Annotated in this window: 18 protein-coding genes; 5 read left to right on the forward strand and 13 right to left on the reverse strand. The window is 65.8% G+C overall.

From position 1 onward, the window contains the following. Positions 1-32 precede the first annotated feature (32 nt). The 8 genes from ACTXPP_RS00410 to aspS form a co-directional block, all read right to left on the reverse strand. The gene (locus tag ACTXPP_RS00410; RefSeq protein WP_443340407.1) at positions 33-506 is read right to left on the reverse strand and encodes a prepilin peptidase; all 474 of its coding nucleotides are present in this window, start codon (positions 504-506) and stop codon (positions 33-35) included. Between the two features lie 69 nt (positions 507-575). Beyond that, positions 576-1,505, reverse strand: a complete 930-nt coding sequence (locus ACTXPP_RS00415; RefSeq protein WP_443340408.1) for a shikimate dehydrogenase — start codon at positions 1,503-1,505, stop codon at positions 576-578. Next, entirely contained in the window at positions 1,502-2,686 is a 1,185-nt protein-coding gene (gene mltG / locus ACTXPP_RS00420; protein WP_443340410.1) for an endolytic transglycosylase MltG, read from the reverse strand. The genes ACTXPP_RS00415 and mltG overlap by 4 nt, the downstream gene beginning before the upstream one ends. A gap of 149 nt (positions 2,687-2,835) precedes the next feature. Continuing rightward, positions 2,836-3,333 carry a Holliday junction resolvase RuvX gene (gene ruvX, locus ACTXPP_RS00425; RefSeq protein WP_301498835.1) on the reverse strand — a complete coding sequence of 166 codons (498 nt, stop codon included), beginning with the start codon at positions 3,331-3,333 and terminating at the stop codon, positions 2,836-2,838. After that, positions 3,333-6,044 (reverse strand): alanine--tRNA ligase, encoded by a 2,712-nt coding sequence (gene alaS / locus ACTXPP_RS00430; protein ID WP_443340411.1) that lies wholly within the window; start codon positions 6,042-6,044, stop codon positions 3,333-3,335. The genes ruvX and alaS overlap by 1 nt, the downstream gene beginning before the upstream one ends. 84 nt (positions 6,045-6,128) lie before the next feature. Then, positions 6,129-7,493, reverse strand: a complete 1,365-nt coding sequence (locus ACTXPP_RS00435; RefSeq protein WP_443340412.1) for a replication-associated recombination protein A — start codon at positions 7,491-7,493, stop codon at positions 6,129-6,131. A gap of 42 nt (positions 7,494-7,535) precedes the next feature. Further along, positions 7,536-8,729 (reverse strand): phosphotransferase, encoded by a 1,194-nt coding sequence (locus tag ACTXPP_RS00440; RefSeq protein ID WP_301496819.1) that lies wholly within the window; start codon positions 8,727-8,729, stop codon positions 7,536-7,538. A 28-nt stretch (positions 8,730-8,757) separates the two neighbouring features. After that, on the reverse strand, positions 8,758-10,605 hold the full coding sequence (gene aspS / locus ACTXPP_RS00445) for an aspartate--tRNA ligase (protein ID WP_301496817.1): 1,848 nt from the start codon (positions 10,603-10,605) through the stop codon (positions 8,758-8,760). A gap of 249 nt (positions 10,606-10,854) precedes the next feature. Between aspS and ACTXPP_RS00450 the strand changes: the two genes are divergently transcribed. Then, entirely contained in the window at positions 10,855-11,181 is a 327-nt protein-coding gene (locus ACTXPP_RS00450; protein WP_301496816.1) for a hypothetical protein, read from the forward strand. A gap of 64 nt (positions 11,182-11,245) precedes the next feature. Beyond that, the gene (locus ACTXPP_RS00455) at positions 11,246-11,386 is read left to right on the forward strand and encodes a hypothetical protein (protein ID WP_301496814.1); all 141 of its coding nucleotides are present in this window, start codon (positions 11,246-11,248) and stop codon (positions 11,384-11,386) included. An 87-nt stretch (positions 11,387-11,473) separates the two neighbouring features. On the opposite strand, the gene ACTXPP_RS00460 is transcribed toward ACTXPP_RS00455, so the two are convergent. Continuing rightward, complete coding sequence (locus tag ACTXPP_RS00460) at positions 11,474-12,826, reverse strand: HNH endonuclease signature motif containing protein (RefSeq protein WP_443340413.1); 1,353 nt, start codon at positions 12,824-12,826, stop codon at positions 11,474-11,476. Positions 12,827-13,087: 261 nt separating this feature from the next. On the opposite strand from ACTXPP_RS00460, the gene ACTXPP_RS00465 reads away from it, so the two are divergent. Both ACTXPP_RS00465 and ACTXPP_RS00470 read left to right on the forward strand, forming a co-directional pair. After that, the gene (locus ACTXPP_RS00465; protein ID WP_443340414.1) at positions 13,088-15,040 is read left to right on the forward strand and encodes a calcineurin-like phosphoesterase C-terminal domain-containing protein; all 1,953 of its coding nucleotides are present in this window, start codon (positions 13,088-13,090) and stop codon (positions 15,038-15,040) included. A 71-nt stretch (positions 15,041-15,111) separates the two neighbouring features. Further along, a complete protein-coding gene (locus ACTXPP_RS00470) occupies positions 15,112-15,438 on the forward strand; it encodes a hypothetical protein (RefSeq protein ID WP_443340415.1) in 327 nt (108 codons plus the stop codon). 290 nt (positions 15,439-15,728) lie between these two features. On the opposite strand, the gene ACTXPP_RS00475 is transcribed toward ACTXPP_RS00470, so the two are convergent. After that, on the reverse strand, positions 15,729-16,625 hold the full coding sequence (locus ACTXPP_RS00475; protein ID WP_443340416.1) for a patatin-like phospholipase family protein: 897 nt from the start codon (positions 16,623-16,625) through the stop codon (positions 15,729-15,731). Between the two features lie 55 nt (positions 16,626-16,680). Between ACTXPP_RS00475 and ypfJ the strand changes: the two genes are divergently transcribed. Next, complete coding sequence (gene ypfJ, locus ACTXPP_RS00480; RefSeq protein WP_443340417.1) at positions 16,681-17,655, forward strand: KPN_02809 family neutral zinc metallopeptidase; 975 nt, start codon at positions 16,681-16,683, stop codon at positions 17,653-17,655. Here the strand turns inward: ypfJ and ACTXPP_RS00485 are convergent, their stop codons facing one another. From ACTXPP_RS00485 to betT, 3 genes are read right to left on the reverse strand one after another with little or no spacing between them, the layout of a single operon-like run. Next, positions 17,656-19,224, reverse strand: a complete 1,569-nt coding sequence (locus ACTXPP_RS00485; RefSeq protein ID WP_301520197.1) for a GMC family oxidoreductase — start codon at positions 19,222-19,224, stop codon at positions 17,656-17,658. 25 nt (positions 19,225-19,249) lie between these two features. Further along, the gene (locus ACTXPP_RS00490; protein WP_443340418.1) at positions 19,250-20,743 is read right to left on the reverse strand and encodes an aldehyde dehydrogenase family protein; all 1,494 of its coding nucleotides are present in this window, start codon (positions 20,741-20,743) and stop codon (positions 19,250-19,252) included. Position 20,744: 1 nt separating this feature from the next. Beyond that, positions 20,745-22,925, reverse strand: a complete 2,181-nt coding sequence (gene betT, locus ACTXPP_RS00495; RefSeq protein WP_443340419.1) for a choline BCCT transporter BetT — start codon at positions 22,923-22,925, stop codon at positions 20,745-20,747. Positions 22,926-22,976 lie beyond the last annotated feature (51 nt).

Below are 22,976 nucleotides of genomic sequence, written 5' to 3' on the forward strand. Positions count from 1 at the left end.
GGCCCCATTGTTCCATGTGCGCACCACACAGGTCACCACCCCCCGGCGTTTGTGATCGTGATCACCACCAGAGCCCAGGTCGCCAGCAACATCCCCGGCCCATGCGGCAGCCCCTCCCCACCCGAACGCACCGCCGGGACCAGCACCAGAAGCACGGTCACCGCCGACGCCGCCCCGACGACCAGCAACCAGCCGAACACCCCACCCACGCCCGCGGCGACGGTGCCCAGGGACAGGGCGAGCTTCGCGTCCCCTCCCCCGGCAGCCAACCGGCGCGACAACAGGCCCGGCAGCACGGACAGCAGAAACCAGCCGACGCCGCCGAGCACGGCCACCGGCACTCCGGTAACCACCGCCCACACCGCGGCGAACACGGCCGCCGGCACGGTCAGAACATCAGGGAGCCGACGGGAACGCAGGTCGGTGACCACCAGGGCCACCGTCCACACCCCCAGCCCACCCCACAGGAACAACCACAGCAGTAGCCCGGTCCCCGACCCCGCCATACCGTCCCCCATTCCCCTGTGTGCCCCTGTGCCCCTGTGCCCCTGTGCCCCTGTGCCCCTGTGCCCCAGCTACTCCAGACCGCGGTGAGCGAGCAGCAGGCGGTACATGTCCGTCACCACCGGCCGCACCCCGGTGAACGCTTCGAACTGCTCGGCGCCCTGACCGGCGAGCATCAGCAGACCGTCGGCGACGGGCCGTCCGGCCTCCCGGGCCGCCGACAGCACGTCGGTGGGGTACGGATCATAGATGACGTCGACGACCGCCGCCGCCCTGGCGAAGGCGTCGGCCAGACCGGACTCCCGGTCCACCCCCTGCGCCGGCACCGTGGAGACCAACACGTCCGCGGCGGCACACACGATGGTGACCGTCGGATCGTCCAACCTGGCCCAGTCGAAGGTCATACCGTAGGACTCGACCAGTGACTGCAGGTTCAACGCCCGTTCGGAACGGGCCAGCACCGTCACCGAGCCGATACCGGCGGCGGCCATCGCCGCGACAGCAGGACGTGCCGTCCCACCGTTGCCCACGACCACCCCGTGTCCGCCGGAGAGTCCCCCAGGGGCGACGTGGGCCAGGCAGGTCGACACCCCGTCGACATCGGTGTTGTCGGCCTGCCAGCGGCCCTGACCCAGCGGCACCAGCGTATTGGCGCTGCCGATCCGCTGCGCCCGGTCGGTGATCTCGTCAGCCAGGTCGTGCGCCGCAGACTTGCCCGGCATGGTCACCGAGAATCCGGCGACCGAGTCCGGCGCCTTGGCCAGCAGGCGTCGCACCTCACGGGGCTCGCCGGCCTCCACCCGCACATAGGTGAAAGGGTCAACCCCGAGTGCCCCGGCACTTCCCTGGTGGATCACCGGGGACAGGGAATGCTCGACCGGCCTCCCCAGCACCGCACAGACCGGTCCCTCGGTGTCCGCGGCCAGTGCCAGGAACCCGTCGACGTCAAAGACGCCGGACACGCCGGAGGTCTCGTTCACGGTGGTAGCCTTTGCACTCATCGGGCACTGTCCAGCACACCGTTGCGACGGGACTCCTCGATGGCGTCCTCATGGTCCTTGAAATCACGGTTGAACACGGTACGTCCGTCCAGATCCACGGTGACGAAGTACAGCCAGTCGCCCTCGGCCGGGTGCTCCATCGCCTGCAGGGCAGTGACACCCGGCGAGGCGATCGGGGTGTCCGGCAGCCCGTTCTTCGCGTACGTGTTCCACGGGGTTCTCCGGGCACGGTCGGCGTCGGTGGTGGCGACCTCCTGGGCGGAGACGTCGTAGTTGACCGTGGAATCGAACTCCAGGCGCTGGTCGATGTCCAGACGGTTCATGATCACACGGGCGACCTTGTCGAAGTCCCCGTCCGGGGCCTCCCGCTCCACCAGGGAGGCGGCCGTGATGATCTCGTAGGCCGAGAGTCCCACGGAGTCCTGGGCCTCCAACAGGCCGGTGCCCTCATAGATCTCCGCGGAGTTCGTCAGCAGACTGTTGACGATCTCCGACGCCGAGGACGTCGGGTCGAACAGGTGCACACCGGGGGCGATGAGCCCCTCGATCCGGCGGGGATCATCTGGGCGGGCATCGACGGCCTCGGTGGCCCACTCGGGCACGCCGAGTTCGGCGGCGCTGGACGAGACGATCGTCTCGCGCAGTTCCTCCACATTCACACAGTCCTCGAGCCCGTCGGTCAACCCCTCACGGCAGGAGTTGTCGGCGATGGAGGTGAAGATACCGGCGCGGGTGTCACCACCGACCACGGCCACGTCCTCGAGGGTGGACCCGGTCGGGATGTCCACCACGCCCAGCCGTCGTTCATCGTCGGTCAATGCCGCCATCGCGTTCTCCGCCGACATCTCCTCCTGCAGGGCGTAGTAGCCGGCCTCGAGACCACGGCTGTCGCCGGTCTGCTCGGCGTTTTCGGCGGCAGAGAGCATCGCCGAGCGGGATCCGACCACGCCGTCATCCAGCAGCTGGGGGATCAACCCGGAGACCGTGTCGCCCTCGCCCACACGAACCAGCACGACATTGCCATTGCCCTGCCCCTCGTAGTCGCGGGTGCCGACCACCTCGCGCTGGTAGTAGACATAGGCGACGACGAACACCAGGAGCAGCACCAGTCCAAGACTGATCGCCATCGCCCACTGGCGTCGACGCCGGTAGCGAGGCTGACTGATGGATTTTCGAGGCAAGGTAGTCTCCGTATTCTCCGTGGTCCCCGACGCCACCGGGTACACGGGGTACTCCGGGTGCATCGGGCGCACCGGGGTTTCAGGGTCCGGATGAGGGTATGAGCACGTCAGTGACTGACATTCTTACATGCCGGGGCTGGCCACCGGGATCAGACACCCGGAAAAGTCGATCCCCGGGACCGCCGGGCATCCAGCCAGCCCTGCAGGATATGCACTGCGGCGGCCTGGTCGATCCGCGACCGGCCCTTCTTCTCGCTGACACCCGAGGCGTGCATCGCACTGGTCGCCGCCACCGTCGACATCCGCTCGTCCACCAGACGGACCGGAATATTCTCCAGACGTTGTCGCAGATGAGAGGCATATTTCTCGGCGCGGGCGGTACTCTGGGTGCGTTTCGAGCGCATGCTCACCGGCAGTCCGACGACAACCTCGACCACGAAGTTCTCCTCGATGAGAACCCCGATCCGGTCCAGGGCGGCCGGGTCACCGCCCTTCGCGTCGACGGTCTCCAGCGGGGTGGCGAGGATGCCGTCAGGATCCGACAGCGACACGCCGATGCGGACCGTCCCGACGTCCAGACCCAGCCGGCGGCCCCGGCCCGGGTCGTCGTCACCAGGCCGGTCCGCCTGGGGAGCTCCGCCGCTCATCAGCGGGCGCCTCCGGTAGTCGAGGTCACGGAGGAGACGTAGTCGCGCACGGCGGCGATCGCGGCGTCCACACCGGACACGTCCGAACCGGAGCCCTGGGCCATGGCGGGCTTGCCGCCGCCACGGCCGCCGACGTGCGGGCCGATCGCCTTGACGACGTCGCCGGCGGCGAGGCCGCGCTTCACGGCAGCGTCGGTGGCTGCGGCGATGAACGGCACCTTGCCGGACTCCGGGTCCACCGAGGCGAAGACGATGAGCGCCTCATCGGTGCCGAACCGGCCCTTCGCATCATTGGCGATGGTGCGCAGGTCACCGCCGGCGACACCGTCGGGCAGCCGGGCAGCGACGACCCGCACACCGTCGACATCGTAGAACTCGGCGACGTAGTCACCGACCTTCGCGGTCAGCTCGGCGCTGCGGAACTGTTCGATGCGCTTCTCGGCGAGGTTCAGTCGCTCGGTCATCTGCTCGAAGCGCTCCGGCAGTTCCTCGTTCGGGATCCGCAGGCGGGACGCCAGGTTGTCGGCCACGCGGTGCTGGCCGGCGAGGTAGCGGAAGGAGTCCAGGCCGGTGTAGGCCTCGATACGCCGGGTACCCGAACCGACCGATGACTCGCCGAGCACGGTGACCGGGCCGATCTGGGAGGAGTGGTCGACGTGGATACCGCCACACAGCTCCATGGAGAACGGGCCACCGATCTCCACCACGCGCACCTGGGAGCCGTAGTTCTCGCCGAAGAGCGCCATCGCACCCATCGACTTGGCCTCCTCCAGGCTGGTCTCGATGGTGTTGACCGAGTAGTCGGTGTCGACCGCCTCATTGGCGATGTTCTCGATGCGCTGCAGCTGGTCGCCGGTGAGCTGTGAGGGGTAGGTGAAATCGAAACGCAGGTAACCCGGCTTGTTCAACGAACCGGCCTGCACCGCGGTGGGCCCGAGGACATCACGCAGTGCGGCGTGGATCAGGTGGGTTCCGGTGTGCGCCTGACGCGCCTGGTGACGCCAGGTGTGGTCGACGTGCGCGGCGACGGTGTCGCCGACCGCCAACTCACCACCGGAGACGACGACCCGGTGCAGCCAGACCTTTCGGCCGGTCTTCTGGACGTCCTCCACCGTGGCCATGCCACCAGGACCGGTGAGTGTGCCGCGGTCCGCCATCTGTCCACCGGACTCGGCGTAGAACGGGGTCCGGTCCAGGATGACCTCGGCGTGGGCGCCTTCCGCGGCGCGGTCGACCAGGGTGCCGTCGACGACGAGGCCGAGGATGCGGCCCTCATCATCGCGGTGCTCGTAGCCGGTGAATACCGTGGGGTGACCGTCGACGAAGGATCGGTACACCGACACATCGGCGTGGACCTGCTTCTTCGCCCGGTTGTCGGCCTTGGCCCGGGCACGCTGCTGCGCCATGTGGGCGGTGAAGCCGTCCGCACCGTCGACATCGACGGTCAGGCCCTCCTCAGCGGCCATCTCCACGGTCAGGTCGATCGGGAAACCGTGGGTGTCGTGCAGGGTGAACGCCTCACGGCCACCCAGCTCCGTCCCGCCGGCCGCCTTGACCTTGGCGGCCTCACGCTCGAAGAGGTGGGTGCCGGACTCCAGGGTCTTCAGGAAGGCGGTCTCCTCGCCGACGGAGACTGCGCGGATGCGCTCCCAGTTGTCGGCGATCTCCGGGTAGGACGGGGTCATCGTCTCGCGCACGGTGTCCATGAAGCGTTCCATGGTCGCACCGGTGGCGCCGAGCAGACGGGCCGAACGGATGATCCGGCGCAGTAGACGGCGCAGGATGTAGCCGCGGCCCTCGTTGCCCGGGGTCACACCGTCCAGGATGAGCATCAGGCCGGTACGGGCGTGGTCGGCGATGACGCGGAAGCGGACATCATCGATGGTGTCGGGGGCGTCGGCGGCACCGTAGCGGGAACCGGTGAGCTCCTCGGCAACGCGGATGACCGGCGCCAGCAGGTCGGTCTCGTAGACATTGTCGACACCCTGCAGGATGCAGGCGACACGCTCGATGCCCATACCGGTGTCGATGTTCTTCTGCGGCAGCTCACCGATCGGGTCGTGGCCCTGCTTCGGGCTGAGCTCGCCCCGGATGTCCTGCATGAAGACCAGGTTCCAGATCTCGATGAACCGGTTCTCATCGGCCACCGGGCCGCCGTCGGCACCGTACTCCGGGCCGCGGTCGTAGAAGATCTCCGAGCAGGGGCCACCGGGGCCCGGGACGCCCATGTCCCAGTAGTTGTCTTCGCCGTCGCGGCGCTGGATCCGCTCGGCGGGCACACCGATCTCGTCACGCCAGATGCCGAAAGCCTCGTCGTCGGTGAGGAAGACGGTGGGCCACAGCCGCCCGGGGTCGATGCCAAGGCCGCCCTCGGCGACCGGGGTGGTCAACAGTGACCAGGCGAAATGGATAACCTCGCGCTTGAAGTAGTCACCGAAGGAGAAGTTACCGGCCATCTGGAAGAAGGTGTTGTGGCGGGTGGTGATGCCCACCTCCTCGATGTCCAGTGTGCGCACGCACTTCTGGATCGAGGTGGCCCGGGAGTACGGCGGAGTCTGCTCGCCGAGGAAGAACGGCTTGAAGGGCACCATGCCGGCATTGACGAACAGCAGGTTCGGGTCATCCAGGATCAGCGAGGCGCTCGGGACCTCGGTGTGACCCTGCGCCACGAAGTGGTTGATGAATCTCTCACGGATCTCATGCGTCTGCACAGTTCTTCGGACCTTCTCATTGCTCGTGCCGGTAGCTCTGCCGGTACATCTGTCGGGCTCAATTCGGGCTTAACCGGACACAGTCTACCCGCTTCCCCGGACGATGCCGCGAAGGGTCTCCACCCGCTGGCCCAGAGCGTTCTCCCGGCCGTGGTCGGTGGGCCGGTAGTAACGGGCGTCGACGAGGTCCTCCGGCAGGTAGTCCTGTCGCAGCACCCCGCGCGGATCGTCGTGCGGATAGCGGTACCCCACCGCATTACCCATGGCTTCGGCCCCGGAGTAGTGACCGTCGCGCAGGTGGGCCGGAACCACCGACCCCTTGCCCTGACGGACATCGGCCAGGGCGGCGTCGATCCCGGCGATCACGGCATTCGACTTCGCTGCCGTCGCCAGGTGCACCGTCGCCTGCGCAAGCGGAATTCGCCCCTCGGGCATGCCGATGAAGCTCACGGCCTGGTGTGCCGCCACAGCGGCCTGCAGTGCGGAGGGGTCCGCCAGCCCGATGTCCTCGGAGGCGTGGACCACCAGCCGCCGGGCGATGAACCGGGGATCCTCCCCCGCGTCGATCATCCGGGCCAGGTAGTGCAGTGCGGCATCAGGGTCAGAACCCCGGATCGACTTGATGAAGGCACTGGTCACGTCGTAGTGCTGGTCACCGTCGCGGTCGTAACGCGCGATCGCACGGTCAGTGGACCGACGGACGTCGTCGGGAGTCAGCTTCCCCGACTCGGTGGACTCCACGCTCTCCGCCGCGGCCTCCAGGTAGGTCAGCGCCCGTCGGGCATCACCGGCGGACAATGCAGTGAGCAGCTCACAGGCTTCATCGGTGAGGACAAAACGTCCGCCGTAGCCACGCGGGTCGGTCACCGCCCGGCGGAGCAGGGTGGAGATGTCCGCATCGGCCAACGGCGTGAGCTGCACCAGCAGCGAACGGGACAGCAGTGGGGCAACCACCGAGAAACTCGGGTTCTCCGTCGTCGCCGCGACCAGCAGGACGGTGCGGTTCTCCACGGCCCCGAGCAGTGCGTCCTGCTGCGTCTTGGAGAACCGGTGCACCTCGTCGATGAACAACACCGTGGACTCACCGTGCACCAGTCGGCGACGCGCCTCGTCGATGACCGCACGCACCTCCTTGACACCGGCGTTGAGCGCCGACAGGGCGGCGAAGCGGCGTCCGGACGTCCCGGCGACCAGGGAGGCGATGGTGGTCTTGCCGGTCCCCGGGGGGCCGTAGAGAATGACCGAGGAATCACCCCGACCATCCACGAGCCGACGCAATGGCGAGCCCTCCCCCAGCACATGAGACTGTCCGACCACCTCATCCAGCGTGCGCGGACGCATCCGCACCGCCAGCGGGGCGTGGGCACCCGGGTGGAAGTAGGAGTCGGCCGCGTTACCGACGGACCCGGCCTGCTCCCCCGGCACCTCGAACAGGCTGTCGTCACTCATGGCACCCAGTGTAACCGCGGCATGTCGCCCCGCAGGATGCGGCTACCAGGTCTGCGGGTATGCCCCGAGTTTTCCCAGGATCGACAGCAGCTCGCCGGCGAAAGACTCGACCTTCGGGAAGCGGTCGTCGACCTCGACATGCTGCACGGCGAAACGACGGATCGCTTCGACGGTGGTGGCCAGGTCGGCCAGGTGCTCGCGGGGCATCCGGTCGAGGCGCCGGGCCCGGTCAGCGGCTGAACCCTCCACATCGATGACGGCGAGGGTGCCGTGGTACAGCAACGACAGACTCATCAACGCCCAGCCGATGAGCGAGGCCATCAGCGCCCGCTCCAGGCGACCTTCCTCGCGCACCGCCGGCCAGACGGACGCGACCTCGGAACTCCAGGACTCCACGAACTCGCGCAGTTCCAGGGGCTCCATCAGCGGCGTCGTGGTGTCATGCGGGAAACCTGCCAGCACGCAGGTCACGTCGGAAACCACATCGCGGAAACCGGCCCATTCGTAGTCCAGGAAGACCACCGAGTCGGAGAGCATGATGTTGTCCGGGGTCAGGTCGAAAGGCGTGAACGCCTGCAGCCGTGACCGGTGCTGCCGGTTGCCGGCCTCGGCGGCAAACTCACGCACCGTCTCGTCCACCTCGACACCGCTGCGGGCCAGCAGGTCGAGACCCTGTTCGATCAAGGCTGGGACGTTGACGTCCCGGTCGCCGGTCTGCTCGGCAGGCAGACCGTGCCGGGAATACAGCCGACGGTTCAGGGTGTCGAAGGCATCATGCCCGTCGGCGGTCGCCACATGCATCCGACCCAGTGCTCGACCGAGCTTGCGCAGAGCGGAGGACCGCTCGTCCTCGTCGTCGGAGGCCAGGATGTCGGCGTAACTACGACCGTCACCCGCATCGGAGAGCACCATGAGTCGGCCGTCGATGTCGTGGGCCAGCAACTGCGGACCGGGGCGGTGCCCCTCAGCCAGCGTGTTGGTGTACTGGTAGGCCACGACCTCACGGATCAGCGCGGCGGTCGCCTCGGAGCTGTCGGCGTCCTCAGCCACCGGGGGCAGCTGCTTGATCACCACGGTGCGTTCCTGCAGGAACGGGTTCGGTGTGACCCGCACACGGATCACCAGCGAATCCCCGCTGCCGCCGAGATCCTCGGGGTGGGTCAGCTCGGGGGTTCCGCCGAATCGGTTCGCCAGAAGATGCGTGGCGCTCCCCAGCGCAGAATCGATGTTGAGCACGTCCATGTCCTCCCTCGTGGGGGTGTTGTCAGGCCTCAGCCTGATGAGCCTGCTGAGTCTGCTCAGCCTGCTGCGTCTGCTGTGCCTGCTGGGGCGCCTTCTTCTTCGGCTTGACGTCGATGCCCGACTCCTTACGCTGCTGGGCGGTGATCTCACCCGGGGCGTCGGTCAGGGGATCGACTCCGCCGCCGGACTTCGGGAAGGCGATGACGTCGCGGATGGACTCGTAGCCTCCCAGCAGCGAGACGATACGGTCCCAACCGAAGGCGATGCCGCCGTGCGGCGGGGCGCCGAAGGCGAAGGCGTCCAACAGGAAGCCGAACTTCTCACGGGCCTCCTCCTCGGAGATACCCATGACCGCGAAAACCCGCTCCTGGATGTCGCGGCGGTGGATACGGATGGAGCCGCCGCCGATCTCGTTGCCGTTGCAGACGATGTCGTAGGCGTAGGCGGTGGCCTCGCCCGGGTTCTCGTCGAAGCTGTCGATCCACTCCGGCTTCGGGGAGGTGAAGGCGTGGTGCACGGCGGTCCAGGCCGAGTTGCCCAGCGCCACGTCGCCGGAGGCGGTGGCGTCGGCGGCAGGCTCGAACAGCGGAGCGTCGACGACCCAGGTGAAGGCCCAGTCGCCTTCCTTGATCAGGCCGAGACGCTCGGCGATCTCGCCACGGGCAGCACCCAGCAGGGCGCGGGAGGACTTGACCTCGCCGGCGCCGAAGAAGATGCAGTCGCCGGGCTTCGCACCGACGTGGGCAGCGATGCCCTCGCGCTCAGCATCGGTGATGTTCTTGGCGACGGGGCCGGACAGGGTGCCGTCCTCACCGACGAGGATGTAGGCCAGGCCCTTGGCGCCGCGCTGCTTCGCCCACTCCTGCCAGCCGTCGAGGGTACGTCGCGGCTGGGACGCACCACCCTCCATCACCACGGCACCGACGTAGGGCGCCTTGAAGACGCGGAAGGTGGTGTCCTGGAAGAACTCGGTGCATTCGGTGATCTCGATGTCGAAGCGCAGGTCCGGCTTGTCCGAGCCGTAGCGCCGCATGGCGTCGGCGTAGGTGATGCGCGGGATCGGGCCGGTGAGCTCGTAGCCGATCTCCTTCCAGACCGCAGCGAGAATCTGCTCGGCCAGGGCGATGACGTCCTCCTGGTCGACGAAGCTCATCTCGACGTCCAGCTGGGTGAACTCCGGCTGACGGTCGGCGCGGAAGTCCTCGTCACGGTAGCAGCGGGCGATCTGGAAGTAGCGCTCCATGCCGCTGACCATGAGCAGCTGCTTGAACAGCTGCGGGGACTGCGGCAGGGCGTAGAAGCTGCCCGGACGCAGGCGTGCCGGGACCAGGAAGTCGCGTGCACCCTCAGGGGTGGAACGGGTGAGGGTTGGGGTCTCGATCTCGGTGAAGTCCTCGTCCAGCAGGACGTTGCGGGCCGCGGCGCTGACCTTGGAGCGCAGACGCAGGGCTCGGGCCTGGTTCTCACGGCGCAGGTCGAGGTAGCGGTACTTCAGGCGGGTCTCCTCGCCGACCTCGCCGCCGGCGGCGGAGTCGTCGATCTGGAACGGCAGAGCCGCAGACTCGTTGAGGATCTCCAGGGCCGAGACGTTGACTTCCACCCCACCAGAGGCGAGGTTCGGGTTCTCGGAGCCTTCCGGACGTGCCTCGATGACACCGGTGACCTTCAGGCAGTACTCGCTGCGCAGGGCGTGGGCACGCTCGGCGACCTCATTCTCGCGGAACACGACCTGGGCAAGTCCGGACCGGTCACGCAGGTCGACGAAGATCACGCCACCGTGGTCCCGACGACGGGAGACCCAACCGGTGAGGGTGACCTCCTCGCCGATGTGGTCAGGGCGAAGATCACCACAGAGATGGGTGCGAAGCACGTCGCATTGTCCTTTCAAGTCGTTCTGTCCGGTCAGTCAGCTCGGCCGGCCCGGTCATGTCGAGGTCCGGACGAAAGGAAACCGGCATTCTGCCGGTCCCCGTCCCGTCCGAGGCACACTTCTGGGGCACACCCCCGAAAGCATGCGTGTAACGACGCTTCATCCTACTACCCAGCCGCCGCCCTGGGAACAGTGGTGGCATGCTGGAGGGGTAACACGTCCACTGCCCTGACTGGAGGGAATTTCGCGATGACCGATCGCACCGACAACACACAACCCGATCCCACACCACACCACCCTGATTCCGACGGGATCCCAGACCAGGTGACGCTGGAAGACACCGTGGTCACCCCTTTGGACCGCCGGGACCCCTACCGGTTTTTCTGGCTGGTCTGCCAGATAGCACTGTGGATCTCCGCGGTAGCGGCGACCATCGCGATCATCATCGGTGCAATTGTGGATTCCGACAACTCACTGCTGGCCGGGATCGCCTTCCTGATCATCAGCATGTTGTCGATCATCGGTATCTTGCTGTCCCGTATCGGCAGTGACCTCAAGGGCGCCGGGGTGATGTAGCTCCGTCACATCTTTCACTCCAGTAACACAACAATCGTGCCGTACACCTGTTACGGTGTGCGGCATGAACATTGACTTCCTGATCTCCGCCGCCAATGACCCCCTCCTGGGTCGGGCTGACTGGTTCGCCTTCAACAATTGGGACGCACTCAGTCGCATGCTCGATGCCGTGATCCCCAATGCGTGGTCGAACTACCGCCCGTAAACCCCGGAGGTAAGTCCCGGGGAGGGCACATCGGCGCCACTCCCCCTCCCTCACCTGGGGCACATTCTGCATCCCCGCACGAGAGTTTCACCCATCTGGTTCCGATGACCCCGGCGTATCCGGCGGGTCTGATGTATCCGGCGGGTCCGGATCGGATGACTCCATCTCTCGTCGCATCACCTGGGCCAGCGGTCCCGAGGCCCGGGTGATGACCTTCTCTCCGTCGGGCCCGGTCCACTCCACGGTGAGACCACCGTCCTCGGTGACCGGTCGCCAGATTCCCCGTGTCTTCAACACGTGGTGTCGCCGACACAAACACATGCCATTCGCCAGGCTCGTCGGCCCGTCCGACCCGGGGTCGGTATGGGACGAGGCCACGATGTGGTCGTGGTCGCATCGGCACGCTGGGACCTCACATCCCGGGAACCGGCAGAATCCGTCGCGACCCTCCATCTGCAGCTGAGTAACGAAGGGGAAGCGGTACTGCTCCGACTCGGCGCACAACACCTCGTCGACATCCTCCAGGACAACCGTCTTCGTGGCCGCGGTTTCCAGCATTGCTGCGGTACCTTCACTGACCCAACCCTGGCCAATGACGTACCCCGGCCCCACCCCGGTTTTTCCGTCAGTCGACAGCCGGAAGAGGTTCACCTGGACCTTCATCGTCTCGGCGGTATCACCCAACAGGTCGAGAAGGACGCGTGCGCGGCATTCGCCCAGCGTCGGAACCACTGCCGTCGCGGCGGACACCTCTATCGTGCCGTCGGCAGCCGCCTCCGCAGGGTCAAGATCCAGGCCGACCTTCTCTGCAGCATCCGAGAGCTCGGTGTGCATCTCGAGTGCCCGTTGGGTGATCGCGTCCCAGGTCGCGGTGGCGATGGTCTCCGAACCGCAGTTGAGCCGCAGCGACGTCCCTGAACGGGTCAGTTCCGCCGAATCCGCCTCCCGCCGATCGGTGGCCTCCGCAATATCGGTCGCCACCTCGGCGAACACCGCGTCCACCAGGTCCTGGACGACTTTGAGGTGTACGACCGCCCCCTCGGCCGCCCCCTCAGACAGCCAGGAGGACAGCGCCGCATCCACGGCCGCGTCCAGCACTGTCCGGACCTCGTTGCGCATCGCACTGGCAACCGAGCGCATGTGGCGCTGGATGCGGACGTAGATCATGTCGAGGTGAGCCACGCTGAACCGTCCGGACTCCGCGACGCAGATGAAGGTCTCCGGTATGCGCAGGACCATATCGGCCGCATGAGCGAAGCGGACGGCCTCTGCGCGCCCCCGGCCCCGAGAGGATTCCGCCAATGAGCACCGCACGTCCTCCGGCTGGTCCGCCAGAACAAGCGTCAGCGCCATCTCGCCGCGATTGAGATGACCAGACAGTTCGCCAGCCGTGGTGTTGAGCACCGCCGACAATGACCCGGTTCCGACATCGACTGTCATCGTCAAGCACCTCCCCTCGTCCTCCACCATTACGTTTACTACCGAAAACACTAGTCGGCCAGATCTTGACTGTCAACCACGTGTTCGAATAGATGATGTCGAGACGAAAAGAAGCCCTGTGTCGCCGGACGTTGTCCGCGCGTCCCCTTGCCGTTCACCTGTGGTCCACCTCGTCCGTTTAGCGTGTCCCGTGCACGACCGCGCACTACCGCGCACGACCGTGCACGTCACACCCCTCACGTTCTGACCAGGAGATTGCCCATGTCCCCGCGGAGATTCCGCATGCCCGCCGGCGCCGCACTCGCCGCCGCCGTCATCCTCACCATCACACCCACACACGCCCAGGAGAACCCCGACCTCCCCGGCTCCGACCAGGGGTCCAGCCAGGAATCCAGCCAGGAATCCGACGGGGACCCCAATGCCGTCTCGAATCAGGATTCGACCGGAGGTTCACTCTCAAGAGCCCTCCCGGGGTCCTCAGTCCCCGGTTCCTCGACACCCGACTCCCCCACCACCAACGACGGACTCTACGAGGGATCCATCCAGGTCGTCGATGGTGCCGCCGACAACCAGCAGGTCATCACCGGCCAGGTCTTCGACGACGTCAACAAGAACTCCGTCCTCGACGATGACGAGTCCGGCATCGAAGGAGTCAACGTCACCAACGGCATCGACGTGGTGAGCACCGACACCGAGGGACGCTACGAACTCCCGGTCCGCGGCAACATGTCGGTGTCCGTCACCCAGCCTGCCGGCTGGCAGACCCCTGTCGACGAGCACAACTTCGCCCAATTCAGCTACGAGCACTACCCCGAAGGGTCACCCGACCTGACGTTCGGCGGACTGGACCCCACCGGGGACGTCCCCACCGCGGTGAACTTCCCGCTGGCTGCGTCCGACGCCACTGCCGCCGCCGAGCAGTCCTGCCCGATGGCCGCCGACACCCAGACCTACGACAAAGAGGAGGTCGGTTACGCGAGCAAGGGAGCCCCTGCGGATCTGGCACAGCGCACCGACTACGCCGGCTGCGGGATCCTGCTGCTCGGCGACAACGTCGGAGACGACCTCTCGCTGAACCCGGATCTCAAACAGCTCTACGCCGATGCCAACGGCCCGGTCCGCGCCCTGCCGGGTAATCACGACCTCGACTTCGACGCCGCCGACGACGTGAACTCCACCGACACCTACCGCCGTGACTTCGGTGCCCCGTACTACTCCTACGACGTCGGTGAGACCCACTTCGTCGCCCTGGACAACATCATCTACAACGGCGACGACGGCTCCGGCAACGGCGGCTACCTGGAGAAGATCGACGAGAAGCAGCTGGAATGGCTGCGTAACGACCTGGCCACGGTCGACAATGACCAGCAGATCGTCGTCGCCGCCCACGCCCCGATCGTCAACTACGTTGACGTCGTCACCGACAACGCCAACGAGCTCTACGAGATCCTCGCCGACTACCCGAACGCGGTGACCGTCGGTGGTCACACCCACACCCTCGAGCACCTCATTGCCGGTGATCAGCGCGCAGAGTGGGCAGAACACGCCGAGAGCCCGATCAGCGAGCTGACCCACGACCAGATCGTGGCCGGCGCGGTCTCGGGCGACTGGTACTCTGGCGAGCTCAACGACAACGGCGTCCCCCACGCCTACATGAAGGACGCGTCCGAGCCCGGAATCCTCACTTTCCAGTTCCGCCCCGACGGACGCAGCGAGTACTACACGGTGCGCAACGAGGACCAGGATCACCAGTTCCTCACCGGCGTGAACTCCCCGAGCTGGCGCGAATGGGCTGCGGACGCCCAGCAGTGGCAGGAGAACGACCAGGTCGGAGACGCCCCGGAGGAGATCAACCCGCTGGAGGTCGCCCGCGCGGACCTGGCCGGTGGCGAAACTTTCCTGTCCACCACCTTCTTCGGCGGTTCCACCGAGTCGACGGTCGAGGTTGAGCTGGATGGCACCACCCAGCCTGCCGAGCACACCCAGCCTGCTGAAGGCGAGGCGCTCAATGATGACCTGGAGTACGCGGAGACGATCACAGCCACGCACAACCTGGTTTCCGAGAGCGGCAGTGCTCCGGCGGGAAGCCCCCACGTGTGGCGCCTGGCGCTGCCGGCGGACCTGGCGGCCGGTGAGCACACCGCGACGATCACAGGCACCGACCGTTACGGTGTCGTGACCACCCAGTCGGTCACTTTCACCGTGTCGGACTGAGCTGACCGGTAGCCTCTCGAAAAAAGGGGCATTTTCTTCGCAGGACGCTCCGGCTCACCGTCACCTCCGCCTTGGCGGTGGCCCTCACCGCCTGCGGCGGTGGGGACGATGCCGATACCGGTTCCGGATCGGACGCCGGCACCAGTTCCGGCGCCGATCCGGCACAGGACGCAGGGCTCACGCTGCCGGACGACCGTGGGATCCACGGGGTGCACATCACCGAAAACCCCACCTCGACGGCGACGGTGACCTTCCAACGCTCCCCGGAGACCCCGGGCGTGGTGATGGGAAAGAACTGGGTCTTCGACTGCGGCCCCACCGATGAACTGGGTAGCGACGGCTGCGGGGAGATCGCCACCATCTTCGACGCGACCCTGGTCGAGCCCGACCCGCAGTAGTTACGGGCCCAGGGCCGGTAGCGTAAGTTAACCCAGCTGCTCGCGGATCCACATGATGTCGTTGCCGAGGGTGACCGGGGCGACATCAGGGTCGACTGCTGGGGCGACTCCGTCGCCGGTCTGACAGGCTTCGATGTAGTCGAGGATGACCTCGTTCTCCAGCAGGTCGCTGAGGCCACCGAGATCGATGTCGACCTGGGGTGTCGGCTCGTCCTGCGCAAGCGCCTGGGGGGGGGCGGTGCCGACACCGAGGGCGAGGACCGTCCCCCGTGATCCCCGGTCAGGCCTGGTCAGTCACTGATGAACTCCATCATCCGATCCCAGTCCCGGGAGGTCTGCACCATCCCGTCGTAGTAGCTGGCCTTGAGCTTGTCGAGGTTGCGCTCCGTGTTCGAGATCCGCATCTGCTCGGGGAAGAACAACAGCGCCCTGCCCTGCTTCTCCAGCTCGAACAGCCGCCGCTTCGTCGCATTGTAGAGGTCGGGGCGTCCCAGCACCGCTTCGGCGACCGCGGGGTGACGGGCCAGCAGCCGGCGGATCGCCGCCGGGTACTTCACCTGGGGACGGACGTAGTCGCGGGGACGTGTACACAACACGATGAACCGCTCGAAGCCGTCATCCTCGGCGGCATCGACTGGAATCCCACCCGAGCCGCTGAGTGCACCGTCGACATAGGGGATCCCGTCGACCTCCGGGGTGTTCATGATCACCGGCAGGGTCGAGGACGCACGGACCCGCTTGAAGAGCGACTCGCGGTCGGTGATGTCCTCCCTGCCCCACCGCACGGACTCGCCGGTCAACGCATTCGTCGCCTCGATCCGGAAGGGGGTCGGGTCGGCGAGGAAGGCGTCGAAGTCGTACGGCAGATCGCTGCCCGGCAGTCCGGAGGTCTCGTAGATGTACTCGGCGTCGAAGTAGCCGTCGCCTCGGATGAAGGACCCCACCCCGCCGGAAGCCGGGGACGCGGTGAACTCCACGAAGCTCTCCCGTGTCCGGTCAAGACCGTGCCCCAGGTAGTTGACCGTGTGGGACGCTCCGGCGGACACTCCACCGATCCAGCCGAAGCGCACGCCGCAGGCCATGAACTCGTGGACGGTGGCAGCGGTGAAACTGTTGCGGGCACCACCGCCCTCACAGACGAGGGCGACATCAGCAGCGGACACAGGCGAGGCGGTGGCGTCAGTCATGCTGTCCACTGTAGACGTACCCGCAGCCGACGCCGTCCCCCGCTACACTTCATCCATGACTTTCAACAACAATCTCTCCGGCATGGGTAAACGCGCATCGTCCGGGGGCAGTCGCGGGGGCGGCAGGCGTGGCGGAGGACCCGGCTTCGTCGGTGGCAACAACCGCCGTGGTGGCGGCAGCAACCTGCTGACCATGCTGCTGGTGAGTCGGATGGGCAGGCGCATCGGTATCCCCGGCATCCTCATCGTCGGCGTGATCCTCTTCTTCGTCAACGGTGGACTCGGATTGTTCACCCAGGGAAATGGGAGCAACGGGGGGAGCCAGAACAGCAACGTCTCCAGCCAGTCCGGCGGCAGTCTCGACCACTGCCAGACGCCCGTGGACGCCAACAACTACGATGACTGCCGTATCGAGGGCACCGCCATCTCCCTCGACCAGGTGTGGACCGAGCTACTGCCCGAACAGGCCGGTATCGACTACGTCGAACCAGCCATCACCATCGGCGACGGCACGGTCAACACCGGGTGCGGTACCGCCTCCACCGCCCAGACCGGCCCATTCTACTGCCCCGGTGACGAGACCGTCTACATCGGCGACGACTTCTTCGCCCAGCTGAAGCAGATGGGCGGGTCGGACGGCCCGTTCGCCCAGATGTACGTCGTCGCCCACGAGTTCGGCCACCACATCCAGCACCTGGAGGGAAACCTCGGACTGTCGGACTACGACGACCCCGGTGAGGACTCCAATGCGGTGAAGATGGAACTGCAGGCCGACTGCTACGCCGGGGTGTGGGCCGCGCACGCCGACAAGGGCGACAATGCCGTCCTCGACCCGGTGACCGAGGAGCAGGTCCGCCAGGCGATCACCTCGGCCCAGGCGATCGGCGATGACGCCATCCAGAGCGGAAGTGGCGCAGAGGTCAACCCGGACGCCTGGACCCACGGCTCCTCCGAGCAGCGCGAGCAGTGGTTCACCACCGGCTACACCAACGGCACCGTGGCGTCCTGCCAGCAGGACTTCCAGCAGTGACTAGCCACGGATCAGGTCTGCGGCCCGCTCCCCGATCAGGTAGCAGGTGATGTTCGGGTTCACCGCGGTCAGCTGCGGCATCACCGAGGCATCTACCACACGAAGACCGGTGACACCCTTGACCTTCAGCTCCGGGTCCAGCGGCGACTGGTCGTCGTCGACCGCGCCCATGCGCACCGTGCCCGCCGGGTGATAGACCGTGTTGTGGGTCTTTGAGACGTAGTCGGCGATGTCCTCGTCGGACTGGACATCTGCGCCCGGGAAGAGTTCACGTCCGGTGTACTCGGAAAGAGCTGGCTGCGCGGCTATCTTGCGGGCGAGCTTGATGCCCTCCACTGCGATGTGCATGTCGTAGCCCTCCTCGTCGGTGAAATACCGGGGATCGACCTTCGGCTTGTCGCGGAAGTCGGTCGAGCGCAGACGGACAGTACCCCGGCCCTTGGAATGTGTGATGTTCGGGGTCAGGCAGAAGGACTCGTCTGCCGTCGGGTACCCCTGGCGTCGAGTGTGCATGTCGAAAGGCATGGAACCGTAGTGCATCATCAGGTCAGGCAACCCCAGGCCGCTGGCACCCCCCTCGTCGACCTGGGTGAAGACACCGATCTCCCACCACTGGGACGAGTTCCTTGTCATCGGAACCTTCGACTCCCAGGAGATCACGGCCTCCGGGTGGTCCTGCAGGTGGGATCCGACCCCGGGGCTGTCCACCAGGACGTCGATACCGAACTCGGCGAGATGTTCGGCCGGACCGATACCGGAGAGCATCAACAGCTTCGGACTGTCGATGGCCCCGGCAGACACGATGACCTCCCGGTTGGCGTCGAGGGTCTTGAGTCGACCGAAGGGGTTGTCCAGGTACTCGATTCCGGTTGCCGTACCGTCCTCGATCAGCACACGCGAGACCTGGCGGTCGGTGAGGATGTCCAGATTATCCCGGTCCAGGATCGGGTGCAGGTAGGACACCGAGGATGAACCTCGGGTTCCCTCGTCGCTGGCGTTGATCTGGAACCAGTCCGCACCATGGTTGACCGTCTCACCCTCGTTGAAGGGGACGGTAGGCAGCCCCTGCTCCTCACAGGCCTTGAGGACAGCCGTGCCGACCGGGTCACCGGAGTTCGCCGAGCGAAGGCGCACCGGGCCATCGTGGCCGTGGTGGTCTCCCCCGCGCTCATTGTTCTCGAGACGCTTGATCAGCGGAAGGACGGTCTCCGAGTCCCAGCCGGTGGCCCCCAGGGTCACCCAGTTGTCCAGGTCCTGTGCCGGGGTGTGGAAGGCGATGCAGGAGTTGTGGGACGAACATCCGCCGAGCACCTTGGCGCGGGCGTGACGCATGAAGGAGTTACCGTTCTCCTGCGGTTCGATCGGGTAGTCCCAGTCATAGCCGGACTCCAGCAGTCCGGGCCACTCGTCGAGGTTGAGGACCTCCGGCTTGTCGACGTCGGTGGGGCCGGCCTCGATGAGTGCGACGGTCACTTCCGGATCCTCGCTGAGTCGGGCGGCCACGACAGCGCCGGACGAGCCGGCCCCGACGACGATGTAGTCGTAGTTGTCACACACGGTATCTCCCATGTCTCCTGTGTCTCCTGTGTTTCTCTTACTTTGCCGGGAACCAACCGGTCGCGGCTGGTTCGGTGTTCTCGTAGATGTGCTTGGCCTCCCGGTACTCCTCGAGACCGGTGTGCCCCAACTCACGGCCGTTGCCGGACGCCTTGAAACCACCCCACTCCGCCTGCGGGACATAGGGGTGGTAGTCGTTGATCCAGATCGTCCCGTGCCGTAGTGCACGGGACACCCGGTTGGCCACCCCACGGTTGGACGTCCAGACCGCACCGGCCAGACCGTATTCGGTGTCGTTGGCGATCGTGACCGCTTCCTCCTCGGTCGTGAAGGTTTCCACGGTGATCACGGGACCGAAGCCTTCCTCGACGACGGCCGGGTTGTCACTGGTGCAGTTGTCCAGCACCGTGGGGCGGTAGAAGCAGCCCTTCTCCAAGTCCGGGCCGCCCCAGTTTCCGCCGGTGCGCAGGACGGCACCTGCCTCGACACCACGCTTGACGTAGTCGGTGACCTTGTCGCGGTGCTCCTCGGAGATCAGAGGACCGGCCTCGGCCGTGTCATCGAATGGCCCGCCGAGGACAATGCCCTCGGCACGCCGGACGAGCTCGTCGACGAACTTCTCCTTGATCGTGTCCTGCACGATCAGACGGGTCCCTGCCGAGCACACCAGGCCGGAATCCAGGAATCCGGCGTTGAGGGCGTTGTCGAGGGCAGCGTCGAAGTCAGCGTCGGCGAACACGACATTGGGGTTCTTGCCACCGAGTTCAAGCGCCACCTTCTTCACTGTCGGTGCCGCAGCCTCGGCGATGCGACGTCCGGTGACCAGACCGCCGGTGAAAGAGACCATGTCCACGTCCGGGTGGGACGACAACGGGGCTCCGGCTTCCGCACCCGCGCCCAGAACGAGATTCGCTACACCGGCCGGCAGTCCGAGTTTGTCGAGGACGTCCATGATCAGGATGCCGGTGTGCGGCGTCAGTTCCGCAGGTTTCAGGACGAAGGAGTTACCTGCGGCGATCGCCGGGGCGATTTTCCAGGACGCCTGCAGCAGTGGGAAGTTCCACGGGGTGATCATCCCGCAGACACCCACCGGCTCATAGACCACGGTGGAGATGACCGACCGATCTCCGGCATCGACGAGGCGGCCAGGGTTATGGTCGGCGATCTTGCCGAAGTACCGGAAGCAGTTCGTGATATCGTCGATGTCGCCCTCTGCCTCGACCAGGCGTTTTCCGGTGTCCAGGGCCTCGGCGCGGGCGAACTCATCCTTGCGCTCGACCAAGGCATCGGCAACCTTGAGCAGGAAGTCGCCACGCTCACCGGCGGGCACCGACGACCACACACCGGAATCGAAAGCCCGACGGGCAGCCGCGATGGCTTTCTCGGTGTCAGCGGAAGTCGCCTCCGACACCACTCCCACCACTTCCCCGTCCGCCGGACAGGTCACGGTACGTGTTCCACCATCCGAGGACGCCACCCACGTCCCCTCGATGTACAGCGTCTCTGGCCCGGTCACAGTAGTTTCAGCCATGCTACTTCTCTCCTTCTGTTGCTTCGTTCTGTCGCTTGTCACTCTCAGGAACGTCCTCGATCCACAACTCCGGGGCAACGGCATGGACCTCACGGGTCGGCGTTCCGCCGTCCCCGGTCAACGTCATGTACTCCAGATGCAGTTCATAGGCATCAAGAACATCAGCGATAACCTGCTCCTTCGAGTAGCCCAGAATGTTGTGTCCGCGCGAACCTGTGGCTGAGAAGATCTCGAGTGTGAAGTAGGTGTCTTGTTCAACATTCAGGTTCACAGCGAAGTTCGGTACCTGCCCCGGGACCGGATAGGCCTGGTATTTGAAATCGTCCTGTCCAGGGAACGCGACAATCAGGTCGATGAAACGGATCGGGTACTCCGGGTGATTACCTGTCTTGCAGGTCACGTCCAGCCCAAGCTCCTTGAGTTCTGCCGCGACCTCCTCGATTGCCGGGATGGCCGTGTTCACCACGTACTCCTCGGTCTCGGCGGCCGTGGGGAAACTCATCCGCCGTTTGAGTCGGTTTCGCCACGCCAGTCGCGGCTGCGGGGTACCGGTGCGGTCCGACAACGCTCCCGGCAGTGACAACCGTCGCGAATCCAGCCAGTAGGCTTCCGCACTGAGGACCTTCCAGATGCTGTACATCAGCAGGTACATGATCACCGAGAACGGAAGCCCGATCAGCACAGTCGCCGCCTGGAGGGTGTACACCCCACCGATGAGCAGCATGACCAGCGTCAGTGCACCGGTGATCACCGCCCACACGATGCGCAGCCAGGGAGGACCGTCGGTGTCGGTAGCGGAATTCTCGTCCGGAACGGAGGTCATCTTCGCCATGACCAGCGAACCGGAGTCTGCCGAGGTCACGTAGAACAGCAGGCCGGTGAGCGAGGCGAGGGCGACAGCGAAAGTCGCTCCGGGATACTGCTGGAGAAGGAGGAAGAAGCCGGACTCCGGGGTCTCCACCGCAGTGTTGAGGAACTCCTCGTTCGCCGCACCGCCCTCGCGGAAGAAACCGAGTGCAGCATTGCCGAAAATGGAGATCCAGACCAGGATGAAGGTAAACGGAATGATCAGGACGCCGAGGATGAACTGGCGCAACGTCCTGCCGCGCGAGATGCGGGCCAGGAACAGTCCGACGAACGGTGCCCACGCAATCCACCAGGCCCAGAAAAACAGGGTCCAGTCCCCCAGCCACTGGTCGACCGGATACTCCTCGACCCCGTCGGTGTACGCGAAGGTGTTGAGGATCATGCCGGGGAACTTCGAGATAAAGTCACCGATGTTCTGCACCAGGGCGTTGAGAAGGTCGGCAGTCTTACCTGTCACAAGGATCCACACCATCAAGGCCACGGCAAGCCATACATTGAGCTCGGAGAGCCGCCGAATTCCTTTGTCCACACCAGAGACGGTGGACACGATGGTGATCACCACGGACAAGCCGATCAAGCCGATCTGAATCCCGATGTTGTTCGGAATTCCGAAGATTTCCGCCAACCCGTAGTTGAGGAACACCACACCGATCCCCAGGGACACCGCGATGCCGAAGATCGTGCCGATGACTGCGGCGATCTCCACACCGTGTCCCACCGGCCCACGGATTCGGCGGCCGAAGACCGGGGCGAGGGCCGACCGGATACTCAGCGGCATGTGGTAGCGGTAGGCGAACAGGCCAAAGGCCATGCCCATCAGGGCGTACATCGCCCAACCGGGAATACCGTAGTGGAACATCGTCCACAGCGGGGCCATCCGTGCTGCCTCATCGGACAGCTCCAGGCCCTCTGGCGGAGTGAGGAAGTTCGTGGCTGGGCCGGAAATCCCGAAGAACATCAGGTCCACACCGATGCCTGCGGCAAACAGCATCGCGCCCCAGGTGAACAGACCGAAGCGTGGTTGGGAATGGTCCGGACCGAGTTTGGTGTTTCCTGTTCGACGAACCGCGATGATCAGGACGAACATCACGACCACGCCGGCGGTGAGAACGTAGTACCAACCCAGGTTCGTGGCGATCCAGTCCTTGGCGGTGTTGATCACGGTGTCGGCCGAGTCTGGAGCGAGCCACGCCCAGATGACGAAGGCGATGATGATCACCGAGGCCGTGGAGAACACCGGCCAGTTCACCTTCGCCGAGACCGGTTTCGTTGAGGTCGTTCCAGCGTCGCCCCCGGGGTCATCTGCCGTCGGCACGGATGGTTCATCTGTCGGGGGTGTCGCCACGAGAATCTCCTTGTCAGCTCG

Source organism: Candidatus Corynebacterium faecigallinarum (genome assembly GCF_052264515.1).
Taxonomy (GTDB): domain Bacteria; phylum Actinomycetota; class Actinomycetes; order Mycobacteriales; family Mycobacteriaceae; genus Corynebacterium; species Corynebacterium faecigallinarum.

Coding starts and splice junctions, on each gene's coding strand:
- ACTXPP_RS00465 (WP_443340414.1), top strand. CDS start 13,088: ATGTCCCCGCGGAGATTCCGCATGCCCGCCGGCGCCGCACTCGCCGCC.
- ACTXPP_RS00450 (WP_301496816.1), top strand. CDS start 10,855: ATGACCGATCGCACCGACAACACACAACCCGATCCCACACCACACCAC.
- ruvX (WP_301498835.1), bottom strand. CDS start 3,333: ATGAGCGGCGGAGCTCCCCAGGCGGACCGGCCTGGTGACGACGACCCG.
- ypfJ (WP_443340417.1), top strand. CDS start 16,681: ATGACTTTCAACAACAATCTCTCCGGCATGGGTAAACGCGCATCGTCC.
- ACTXPP_RS00415 (WP_443340408.1), bottom strand. CDS start 1,505: ATGAGTGCAAAGGCTACCACCGTGAACGAGACCTCCGGCGTGTCCGGC.
- ACTXPP_RS00475 (WP_443340416.1), bottom strand. CDS start 16,625: ATGACTGACGCCACCGCCTCGCCTGTGTCCGCTGCTGATGTCGCCCTC.
- ACTXPP_RS00485 (WP_301520197.1), bottom strand. CDS start 19,224: ATGGGAGATACCGTGTGTGACAACTACGACTACATCGTCGTCGGGGCC.
- ACTXPP_RS00460 (WP_443340413.1), bottom strand. CDS start 12,826: ATGACAGTCGATGTCGGAACCGGGTCATTGTCGGCGGTGCTCAACACC.
- ACTXPP_RS00455 (WP_301496814.1), top strand. CDS start 11,246: ATGAACATTGACTTCCTGATCTCCGCCGCCAATGACCCCCTCCTGGGT.
- ACTXPP_RS00435 (WP_443340412.1), bottom strand. CDS start 7,493: ATGAGTGACGACAGCCTGTTCGAGGTGCCGGGGGAGCAGGCCGGGTCC.
- ACTXPP_RS00410 (WP_443340407.1), bottom strand. CDS start 506: ATGGCGGGGTCGGGGACCGGGCTACTGCTGTGGTTGTTCCTGTGGGGT.
- ACTXPP_RS00490 (WP_443340418.1), bottom strand. CDS start 20,743: ATGGCTGAAACTACTGTGACCGGGCCAGAGACGCTGTACATCGAGGGG.